The sequence below is a fragment of the Gordonia aurantiaca genome (genome assembly GCF_039939235.1).
In the GTDB taxonomy this organism is placed as follows: domain Bacteria; phylum Actinomycetota; class Actinomycetes; order Mycobacteriales; family Mycobacteriaceae; genus Gordonia.
Genome location: NZ_JBDUUF010000001.1, coordinates 673,199 through 683,790 on the forward strand (window position 1 = coordinate 673,199; position 10,592 = coordinate 683,790).

The 10,592-nt window shown below is 67.8% G+C and carries 9 protein-coding genes; 6 read left to right on the forward strand and 3 right to left on the reverse strand.

Annotation, left to right across the window (positions count from 1 at the left end; translation table 11 throughout):
• Positions 1 to 28: 28 nt before the first annotated feature.
• From ABFT43_RS03105 to ABFT43_RS03115, 3 genes are read right to left on the reverse strand one after another with little or no spacing between them, the layout of a single operon-like run.
• The gene (locus ABFT43_RS03105) at positions 29 to 1,546 is read right to left on the reverse strand and encodes a sugar transferase (RefSeq protein ID WP_347958923.1); all 1,518 of its coding nucleotides are present in this window, start codon (positions 1,544 to 1,546) and stop codon (positions 29 to 31) included.
• On the reverse strand, positions 1,543 to 2,532 hold the full coding sequence (locus tag ABFT43_RS03110; protein ID WP_347958924.1) for a GDP-mannose 4,6-dehydratase: 990 nt from the start codon (positions 2,530 to 2,532) through the stop codon (positions 1,543 to 1,545). Before ABFT43_RS03110 ends, ABFT43_RS03105 begins: the two co-directional genes overlap by 4 nt.
• Entirely contained in the window at positions 2,529 to 3,524 is a 996-nt protein-coding gene (locus tag ABFT43_RS03115) for a GDP-mannose 4,6-dehydratase (RefSeq protein ID WP_347958925.1), read from the reverse strand. Before ABFT43_RS03115 ends, ABFT43_RS03110 begins: the two co-directional genes overlap by 4 nt.
• A 242-nt stretch (positions 3,525 to 3,766) precedes the next feature.
• Between ABFT43_RS03115 and ABFT43_RS03120 the strand changes: the two genes are divergently transcribed.
• The 6 genes from ABFT43_RS03120 (at position 3,767) to ABFT43_RS03145 (ending at position 10,448) form a co-directional block, all read left to right on the forward strand.
• Entirely contained in the window at positions 3,767 to 4,813 is a 1,047-nt protein-coding gene (locus tag ABFT43_RS03120; RefSeq protein WP_347958926.1) for a glycosyl hydrolase, read from the forward strand.
• Between the two features lie 224 nt (positions 4,814 to 5,037).
• Positions 5,038 to 6,243 carry a glycosyltransferase gene (locus ABFT43_RS03125; protein WP_347958927.1) on the forward strand — a complete coding sequence of 402 codons (1,206 nt, stop codon included), beginning with the start codon at positions 5,038 to 5,040 and terminating at the stop codon, positions 6,241 to 6,243.
• Complete coding sequence (locus ABFT43_RS03130; RefSeq protein ID WP_347958928.1) at positions 6,240 to 6,875, forward strand: acyltransferase; 636 nt, start codon at positions 6,240 to 6,242, stop codon at positions 6,873 to 6,875. The genes ABFT43_RS03125 and ABFT43_RS03130 overlap by 4 nt, the downstream gene beginning before the upstream one ends.
• Positions 6,875 to 8,032 carry a glycosyltransferase gene (locus ABFT43_RS03135; RefSeq protein WP_347958929.1) on the forward strand — a complete coding sequence of 386 codons (1,158 nt, stop codon included), beginning with the start codon at positions 6,875 to 6,877 and terminating at the stop codon, positions 8,030 to 8,032. Before ABFT43_RS03130 ends, ABFT43_RS03135 begins: the two co-directional genes overlap by 1 nt.
• Positions 8,020 to 9,306 carry a lipopolysaccharide biosynthesis protein gene (locus tag ABFT43_RS03140; protein ID WP_347958930.1) on the forward strand — a complete coding sequence of 429 codons (1,287 nt, stop codon included), beginning with the start codon at positions 8,020 to 8,022 and terminating at the stop codon, positions 9,304 to 9,306. Before ABFT43_RS03135 ends, ABFT43_RS03140 begins: the two co-directional genes overlap by 13 nt.
• Positions 9,303 to 10,448, forward strand: a complete 1,146-nt coding sequence (locus ABFT43_RS03145; RefSeq protein ID WP_347958931.1) for a glycosyltransferase — start codon at positions 9,303 to 9,305, stop codon at positions 10,446 to 10,448. The genes ABFT43_RS03140 and ABFT43_RS03145 overlap by 4 nt, the downstream gene beginning before the upstream one ends.
• The last annotated feature ends 144 nt before the right edge of the window (positions 10,449 to 10,592 follow it).

Consider the following 10,592-nt stretch of genomic DNA (forward strand, 5'->3'; position numbering starts at 1 on the left):
CCGGTTGGTCTTTGGGGGCTGTGGCGTCCTAGTAGGCGCCGTCCTTGGCGACGACGGCGCGGGCGGTCCGCCAGAGGATCGTCAGATCCTGCATGATGGACCAGTTCTCGACGTACGAGAGGTCGAGGCGGACGGACTCCTCCCACGACAGGTCGGAGCGTCCCGATACCTGCCACAGTCCGGTCATCCCGGGTTTGACCAGCATTCGCCGGGCGACGCGTCCGTCGTACTTGGCGACCTCTTCCGGCAGCGGCGGACGAGGACCGACGAGGCTCATCTGGCCGGTCAGCACGTTGAACAGCTGCGGGAGCTCGTCGAGGCTGTAGCGACGGATGAACCTGCCCACCCGGGTGACGCGGGGATCGTCGCGGACCTTGAACAGCAGGCCGGCGCCCTCGTCGAGATCGCTGAGCCGGCCGCGCATCCTGTCCGCGCCGTTGACCATCGACCGGAACTTCCACATCCGGAACGGTTTGTTCTGCAGCCCGACCCGCTCGGCGCGGTAGAACACGGGGAACCCGGAGTCGACCACGACCGCGATGCCGACGACCACGAAGACCGGCATCAGTGCGACCAGCAGAAGCGCCGCGCCGCACCGGTCGAGGACGGCCTTGCGGAACTGGTTGGCGGCCTCGTAGCGAGGATGGTCGATGTGCAGCAGGGGTAGTCCTGCAACCGGCCGCAGCATCATGCGCGGGCCGGTGACGTCGGTGACCCCCGGCGCGACGACCATGTCGACGTCGAGACCGTGGAGGTTCCACGAGAGGTCCTGCATCGCCTGATGTCCGAGCGCCTCGGCCGAGGTGACCGCGACGGTCGTCGCACCCGACGCCCCGACCGCGGCGAGCACGTCGTCGAAGTCACCGAGAACCGGGATTCGCATGTCGTCGACGGTGATCTCTGGATCGGTGCTACTGCGGCCCGGTTGCAGGCATACCCCGACCACCTCGTAGCCCAGGGGGGCGGCAGCGGCCAGGCGGCGGATAGTCGGCCGCACCGAGTCCGGGCCACCCACCAGCAGAACCGACTCGCGGTGGCGTCCGCGCACCCGCGCCCGGGCGAGACCGCGTCGGAAGAGGTTGCGGCTCACCACCAGCGCGACGGTGCCGACGGGCAGCGCGACGGCGAGATACCCGCGGGCGATCTCCAGGCGGCACAGCAGGTCGACGATCGCGAGCGTGCCGAACACGGCGAAACACGCGGTGGCGACGCGGCTGTACTCCTGCGGGCCCGATGCATAGATCCGGCGGTCGTAGGTCTGGAAGACGGTCAGCGCGAGCATCCAGACGACGACCAGGAAGACCGACACCCCGATCGCCGGGATGTGCACCCCGGCGGCGGATTCGAGATGGCCTTCGGGGCCGAAGCGCACCCGCTGGGCGAGTGCCACCGACCCCACGACGACGAGGAAGTCGGTGAGCCGCACCCAACGGGTGTACCGGGGGACCCACGAGCGGGAGCGGGAGGGCCTGCGGCGCACCGCGACCAAGCCGTGCCTGCGGTGGTGTCCCGGGCCGGCGGTCATCGATTCGCGGGCGGAGGTCATGCGATCGCCGCCGATCGGTCGTCGGTGGTCCTGGCGATCTCCAGATCGTGTCGGACCATCGCGCCGACCACGCCGGCGAACCGGACCGTGGGCCGCCACCCGAATTCGGTGGTGATCTTGGTGTGATCACCGACCAGGTCGACCCCGTCGGCCGGTCGCACGAAGGACGGATCCGTGGTGACCAGTTCCTCCCAGGAGGTGATCCCCGCCGCCTCGAATGCGGTCGCGACGAACTCGCCGACGCTGTGCGACTCGCCGGTGGCGATCACATAGTCGTCGTTGGCGCGGTTGGTCGCCAGGGTGATCATCGCCTCGACATAGTCCGGCGCCCAACCCCAGTCACGCCGTGCGTCGAGATTGCCGAGGACGAGCCGTTCACCGGTTCCCGCAGCGATCGCCGCCACCCCGGCGGTGATCTTGCGGGTCACGAACCGCGTCGGCCGGAGCGTGGATTCGTGGGGATAGAGGATGGCGTTGGCCACCTCGAGCCCCTTGGCGCGTCCGACCGCGGCCATCGTGTGGCCGTACGCCTTGGCCGCGCCGTAGGGCGAGGCCGGTGAGATCGGCGTGGTCTCGTCCTGCGGGGTGACCCCGGAGCCGGCGAAGATCTCGGCGCTCGAGGCATTCACGACGTGGGTCCGCTGCCCGCGCTCGGCGAGGGCGGACACCGCGTCGAGGATCGCGACGGTGGACATCGCGGTCACCCGGGCCGTGGTGAGCGGATCCCGCCAGCTCTCCGCCACCGAGGACACGGCCCCGAGATGGAAGATGTGGTCTGGTGCGTGATCGGTGATCACGCGGCGCGTCGATTCCGGGTCGGCCAGGTCGACGGAGGCAACCGTCACCGGACGTTCGGGGACGAACGACGGTTCGGTCCCCGGACGTACCACGGCGATGACTTCCCAACCGCGGCCGACCAATTCCTCGGTCAGCAGGTGCCCGTCCTGCCCGTTCGCGCCGGTGACGAGGGCGCGCGGCGGGGTCATGCGACCTTGCCGGCCAGCTTCTTCGATTCGGCGTCGACGTCGGCCTCCACCATCATGGTGACCAGCTCGGAGAAGCCGACCTCCGGCTTCCAGCCGAGGACCTCACGGGCCTTGGAGGCATCGCCGATCAGCAGGTCCACCTCGGCGGGGCGGAAGAAGCGGGGATCGATCGTCACGTACGGTTCCCAGTCGTCGATGTTCACGGCCCCGAACGCGACGTCGAGGAGCTCGCGGATGGAATGCGTCTCACCGGTGGCGATAACGTAGTCGTCGGCGGTCTCCTGCTGCAGCATCATCCACATCGCACGGACGTAGTCGCCGGCGAAACCCCAGTCGCGCTGCGCGTCCAGGTTGCCGAGCGACACCGACTCCTGGGTGCCCAGGGCGATACGGGCGACCGCCTGGGTCACCTTGCGGGTGACGAATTCAGGGCCGCGACGCGGGGATTCGTGATTGAAGAGGATGCCGGAGCTGGCGTGCATGCCGTAGGACTCGCGGTAGTTGATGGTCATGTAGTGGCCGAAGACCTTGGCGACGCCGTAGGGGCTGCGTGGCCACAGCAGGGTCGACTCGCGCTGCGGCACCTCCTGGACCTTGCCGAACATCTCCGAGCTCGAGGCCTGATAGAAGTGGATCTGCTTGCCCGACATCTCCTGGTGCAGCCGAACGGCTTCGAGCATGTTCAGTACGCCCGTACCAGTGACGTCGCTGGTCAGCCGGGCGTTCTGCCAGGAGTAGGCGACGAAGGAGACCGCGCCGAGGTTGTAGACCTCGTCCGGGTTCGCGATGGTCATCGCCCGCATCAGGCTCGACAGATCGAGCAGATTCCCGCTGACGATCTCGACGAACGGATGGGACTCGGCGAGGCGTGCCGCCTTCGGATTGTTCTGTCCGCGAACCAGACCCACGACCCGGTAACCCTTTGAGTGGAGGAGTTCGGCGAGGTAGAGGCCATCCTGACCGGTGATCCCGGTGATCAGCGCAGATTTCATGAACATTTCTCCCAGTGCGAGGTGAAAGACACCGGTGCCAGGAGGCATCGGCATCGATCGACCGGATTCGAACACGCACTGATTCCCCGACCAGAGCATGCATGTAAATCAGGCGAACACAGCCTCGACCGGAACCGCCACCCATGTGGGTCCCCGATCTTGGCGGTATTCTCTGCGCCATGAGAATACGATCATTCCGGCATTTCCGCCCATCGAAATCCCGTGTCCTCGCCCCGTTTGTGGTGAGTGTCTCTCTGGTTCTCGGACTCGGGATCGCCGGCGGCCTCGCCGGACCGGGGAATGCCGATGACATGAATTTCGGCAGCTCCGAATCCACCAACACGGCCCTTCCGCTCACCTCCGGCGGATACGGCTTCGCCGGTGGCGCGCACCTGTTGACTCTCAGCGAATCCGATCTCGGCCGCGAGCTCGACGCGGCCAAGCGGGCCAAGGCGACCTGGATTCGCATGAGTCTGGACTGGAACAGCATCGAGACCGCGAAGGGCAGCTTCAACTGGACCGTTCCGGACCGGATCATCAATGCCGCCCGGGCTCGTGGTCTCAAGGTCCTGGCGAATCCGGTCTCGTCGCCGGGATGGACGCGAGGGGTCGCGACGTTCTTCACGGCGCCGCCCAACAACAATGCCGATCTCGCCGACTTCCTGCGTGCATTCATCGCCCGCTACGGGAACAAGGTGACGAACTACCAGATCTGGAACGAGCCGAACCTGCCGATCTTCTTCGGCCTGAACGTCGACGCCGCGCGGTACACCTCCTTGCTGAAGGCGGCCTACTCGGCCATCAAGGGCGCGCAGCCGCACGCCACGGTCGTCGCCGCCGGTCTGGCACGATCGTCCGGCTGGAACTCGCCGGTGAACTTCGTCAACACCATGTACGACAACGGTGCACACGGCTACTTCGATGCGCTGGCGCTGCATCCGTACGTGTTCCCGGGCGGCGTCACGGCGAATCCGGACAATGCGATCTCCGATGTCGGTTCGGTCCGCACGATCATGGTCGCCAAGGGCGACAGTGCAAAGCCGATCTGGTTCACCGAGATCGGCGCCGCGACCGGCTCGACCCCGGATTCGGTGTCGCAGCAGGAGCAGGCCAAGCAGATCACCGACGTGATGAGCTTCGCCAAGTCGTCCGGTTTCGTCGGTCCGGTGCTCATCTACACCATCCGCGACAGCGGCACCGACCCCAACGACCGCGAACAGAACTTCGGCGCCATCTACAAGCACGACTGGACCCCGAAGTACACGGCAGGCGTGCTCGGCGCCGCCTGACATCCCGCGCGCGGAACGTGATCGTGTTCTGCGCGAGGCCGATTCTCCTGCGCCCGCGCCGCGTCGGCGAGCTCACATTTCCGAGGGCTCGACGCGCGGCGCGGGCGCCCTACATCTAGGATCATCCGACATGCGGACATCGGGGTCCGCGCGAGTGCTTTCACTCGTCGTCACGAGAATTCTTCTCGAAATCAAGTCGGGGGAGAAGTGGTTCTTTGGTGCACATGATGGAAGCTGGTCGCGTCGTGCAGACCGCGCCCAGGGTGGCGATAGCGCACGACTATCTGACCCAGCGAGGTGGAGCGGAAAAGGTCGTCCTGTCCTTGAGTAGGGCATTTCCGGACGCTCCCATCTACACGCTCCTGTACGAGCCGGATGAGACGTACGAGGAGTTCCGGGACAAGACGATCATCACGTCCGCGGTGAATCGGGTTGCCGCGCTACGCAGGGATCATCGGACCGCGCTGCCGGTGCTGCCGTTCGCGGCATCCCGGATGCACATCGACGCGGACATCGTGCTGGTGAGCTCGAGTGGTTGGGCACACGGGTTCCCCACGACCGGTTACAAGCTCGTCTACTGCTATTCGCCTGCGCGCTGGCTGTACCAGACCGACGTGTACCTCGGCGAATCCTCTTCGCTCCTGAAGAGATTCGCGATCAAGCTGCTCGGCGGCGGGTTGCGCCGATGGGACCGGAACGCCGCACACGGCTGCGATCGCTACCTCGCGATCTCCAGTGCGGTCCGCGATCGGATCGCCACGACCTACGGTCTCGAGTCGACCGTCGTGCCGGCGCCGGTGCTCGCGCCGCTTCCGCCCGTCGACGGCCGGTGCGCGCCCGCCGGCATTCCTGGACGACCGTTCCACTTGTGTGTCTCACGGCTGTTGGCATACAAGAACGTCGACGCGATCATCGAGGCCTTCCGTGAGACCGACGACCACCTCGTGGTGGTCGGTCGCGGTCCGGAGGCGCACCGGTTGCGCGCGATGAAGCCCGACAACGTGACGATGCTCTGCGATCTGACCGACGCGGAGATGGGCTGGCTCTACGACAACTGCACGTCGGTGGTCGCGGCCAGCTACGAGGACTACGGACTGACCCCGCTCGAGGGTGGCATGCGAGGCAAGCCGTGCGCGGTGCTGCGCTGGGGCGGATTCCTCGACACCATCGCCGAGGGCGTCAACGGCGTGTTCTTCGACCGGCCCGAGCCGGAGGCCATCCGGGCGGCGGTGGCCGAGGTCTCCTCTCGCGACTGGGATTCCGAGCAGATCAAGACCCACGTCTCCCGCTTCGGCGAGGAGACGTTCATCAAGCAGATCAGAGCCCTCGTGTCCGAGGCCGTGTCGGGCGCCGACGGCGCCGATGCGGCAGCGGGCGCGGAGGAACTCGCCGCGGTCAGTGCGGCGACGAACGAAGTGGAGTGCGCGTGACCACCGAGACGACGACCCCGGCGGCCGGTCCGGCCGTCCTCACCCTCCCCGAGCGGGACGACTTCGAGCCGCGGTACTCCTTCACGGCCATCTCGACGATCGCGAAGGCGAAGAACCGCGTCGGAATCCTGTTGTTCAACAACCTGATCACGTACATCCCGTCGCACACCGTCCGGCAGGGATTCCTACGCCTGTTCGGCGCGAAGATCGGCAAGGACACCTCGATCCTCCGGGGTTGTCAGGTCTTCGACATCGACCAGCTGCGCATCGGCAACTGCTGCTCGATCGGCTTCCGGGTGCTGTTCGACGCCCGGTCGGGGATCTGCATCGGCGACAACGTGGTGATCGCCAGCGACACCCAGATCATCGCCGGCAAGCACGATCCCGCGAGCCCGGACTTCGAGCCGATTCTCGAGCCGGTGTACATCGGCGACTACGCGTGGATCGCGACCCGGGCCACCATCGTCGGCGGCGCCAACGTCGGCCGCGGCGCGGTCGTCGCCGCGGCCGCCTGTGTCACCCGCGATGTCCCCGATCTCGACATCGTGGGTGGGGTCCCGGCCAAGACCATCGCGAAGCGACCCGAGTCGGCCCTGCAGTACCGGCCGAAGTACCGGCCGCTGTTCTACTGATGACGGCCGACAGGGTGGAGGGGGCTCACGGCGCGCCGGACCTCTCCGGGGTGCGCCTCGTCTACGTGGCGGCCGAGCGTTCGGCGGGCGGGGTGGGCAACTACTCCGAGGTCTTCGCCGAAATGGTGCGACCCTTCGTCGCGGACTTCCACGAGGTGCGCCACGGCCGCCCGGGAACCGACACGATCTCCGGTCTCGTGGCCCGGCGTCGCCAGGTCGTCGACCTGATCGAGGGGGCCGCCGGACGACCGGTCGTCGTCCACGTGGAGTTGTCCGGCGGTTCGGTCGAATCATTCTGGCCGACAGCAGGTCTCGACGTGCGCCGCGGAAATGTGGTGGTCACCGCGACCGTTCACGATCCGCCGGGACTCATCTGGTGGCCGGCGCGGGTGGGGTTCATGGCGAAGCACAAGCTGCTCACCCATGCGCTGCACTACCCGCTGCGGCCCGTGTCGCGTGCGGTGGAACGTGCCGTGGCCGGGTCGCGCACCCTGTTCGCGATGAGCGACGTCGGGGTGCGGTCGTTGCTCGCGGCATACCCGAGGACCACCGTGCGCCATGCCCACATGCCGGTGTGGTGTCGTGGGGAGGTCGTCGCGGCGCCGGACCGTCCACGCGCCGTCGGGCTGTTCGGGTTGGTATACCGCGGCAAGGGTTTCGAGCACGTGGAACGGTTGCGCGCGCTGCTGCCCGACGACATCTCGATCCGTATCGCGGGGCGGGGAACGGAATCCCTGCCGCGAATGGAGGGCGTGGAGATCCTCGGCGGCGTCGACGACGCCGACCTGGCGGACTTCTTCTCGTCGATCCGGGCACTCGTCGTCCCCTACGGGTCGCGGAGTCCCTACGGTGACGCCTTCCCCGGGTCGAGTGTGGTGACCGACGCGATCGCGCATCTGACCCCGGTCGTCTGCACCGGACACGGTGCGCTAGGTGAGTTGCGTACCACCGGTGGCGTCGTCGTGGTCGACGAGGACCGCGACGATCCGTCGACGACCGTTGCGGGGCTCGCATCCGCGGCCGTCGAATTGGTGAACTCTCGGGATCGGCTGTCGGACATGGCCATCGCGCTCAAGGCGATGCGGGCGGTGCGTGAACCGGAGCAGGTGGTGCGCACCTACCTCGAGACCTGGGCGGGACTGACATGTCGGGCCTGACCGAGACGCCGCACACGGACAACGCCCGCCCGGACGCCGGCGCCCCGGACAGCCCGAACACCCCGAACACCGCGGATCGGCCGGACGTCTCGGCGTCGACGTCCGGTACCGGCAGGCGCCACCTCGTCAAGGCGTTGATCGCCGCGGGCTGGACCTACGGAGGGCGCGCCGCCGGCCTGGCATGGACCGTCGCCCTCGTCGTCCATCTCGGCGTCGGCGCATACGGCCAGTACGCGATGGCATTCGCACTCGGGGCCATCATCGCCGCGCCGCTGGACAACCCGTTCGCCGTCCGCGCCATCCGTGAGTCCGAGCAGGCATTCGTCGCCGAAAGGGTGACGCGCATCCTGCTGGGCATCGGCCTGATGGCAGTGGGCGCACTGTGCCTGGCGGCCCCGTACCTGGTGTGGTTCGCACTGATCGTGGCCGGTGGCGAGATCGTGTTCAACGCGGTGAAGAGTCGCGCTCTGCGCGACGGGCACCCCGACCGCGTGATGCGATACGACACCACCCGGCAGGTGGTGAGCATCGTCGCCGCTCTCGGATACCTGCAGTTCGCGTCCTCACCGGACCTCACGATCGCCAGTTTCTGGTATCTCGCACCGTATCTCGTGATCGCCGCATATGCGGCGACCCTCGTCCCGGGGGCCCGGCCGCACCTGCCCGGCTCCGCGCGTCTCATCGCGATCCTGTTCGGCGAGCACCTCGCGAACGCGCTGTACATGCAGGGCGACATCCTGCTTCTCGGTTGGCTGACCGATTCCGATGTCGCAGGCTATTTCGCGATCGCGAGCACCGTCGGATGGGCGGCCGGACAGGTCGGCATGTCCCTGGCCGGCACCTACCACGAACAACTGCGCGCGGCCGGCGGCGCCGTCGCGGCCGGACCGCCGGTCCGGCACGTCGTCGTCATGGCGGCGGCGACCGCGGCCCTGGTGATGGTCGCCGGGTTCGTGCTGCTCGCGACGTCGTACTCGTCCGAACTCGCCTGGTCGTTGGTCGTCATCTCGCTGTTCGTGGGCCTGCGTGTGATGAACAACGTGCTGACCACAGTGCTCTACGTGCAGCGGCGCGACCTCGTGCGCAGCGCCTCGGCGGCGGCCCTGGTGCCGGTGAAGCTCGGATTGGTCGGTGCCCTGGCGACCCTCGGCGCCGTCGGCGCCTCGGTCGCATCGGTCGTCACCGACGCGGTGCTGTTGGCCGTCTACCTACGTTCGGTGCGACCCGCAGGGGTCGGCACCCCATCGCCCGAGACCCCAGAGGAGAACGCATGACGACCGTGACGTTCATCGTGGCAAAGGACTTCGAACACGATCACGGCGGGGACATCGCTCTCACGCGGGTCATCGTCGGCATCGCGGCCGAGGGCTTCGACGCCCGGGTGGTGTGCCTGTCCAATCAGTTCGCCGCCGGTGAGGCGCCGCGTGTCTCCCGCGACGGCCGGCTGATCCGGGTGGCCAAGCCGCCGGTGGGTCTGCCGTCGCTGGTGGCGGACAGCCTCAGGACCGGGCGCAGCGTCTGCCACGTCCGGTTCGACGTCGACGATCTGGTTCGCACGCTCGACGATCTGGAGAGCGATGTCTTCCTGGCCGAACACTCGTACATGGCCGAGTCGTATCTCCGTTCCACCCAGGTGGGCCGTAGCGAGCTCGTCATCAACACGGTCAACTCCGAGTCCCTCGTGTGGCGGGTGACCCGGGGACTGCCCGGTCGGCTCGAGGCGCGCCGCATCCTCGCCGACGAGGTGCGCACCGCCCGTCAGGCGACCGCCGTCGGCACGTACGACCTCGAGGAAGCGCGGTTCTACCGCGACCGCGGCTGTCCGTCGGCCCGCTGGATCGACCTCACCCTGCCGCCCGGTCGGCGCGCGGGCGCCGACACCGAGGTTCCGCGCCTGGTGTTCATGGGCACGCGTGACTGGCCGCCGAACCAGGAGGGCTTCCTCGAGATCCTCCGGCTCTGGCCGCGCATCTCGGCCGGCATCCCGGGAGCGGAACTGTGCATCATCGGCGCGCCCAAACCCGGTGCCACGCCGCCGCCGCTGCCCGAGGGTGTCCGCGACATCGGGTTCGTCGAGGACCTCGACGCGTTCCTCGGTTCGTGCCGCGCGCTCGTCGCGCCGATCAAGACCGGCGGCGGCGTCCGCGTGAAGCTGCTCGACGCCGCGAGCCGGGGTCTTCCGGTGGTGGGCACCACCGCGGCCATCGGCTCACTCGGGCCCGTCTTCGGGCTGACCCCGTACGACGACGAGGGCGCGTTCGTCGAGCGCGCCCGCGCGTTCCTGCTCGACGCGGATCTGGCCCGCAAAGAGGGGCAGCGGATCTTCGATGCGAATGCCGACCGGTGGGAGCGGAGGATTCCGCACGGTGCGGTCGAAACGCTGCTGAGTCGTGGACCGGTCCCCGTGGGGCACTGACCCACAAAAGACCGCCTCGAATCTCCGAGAATCCCTCGCTGGGTGTCGGCCGAATGGACGACACGCATTCGTCGGGATTTCACAGCACTTCGCGTCACGTACGAGAAAGTGAATTCTTCGGCGTTGTCGAAAACGATTCGATAT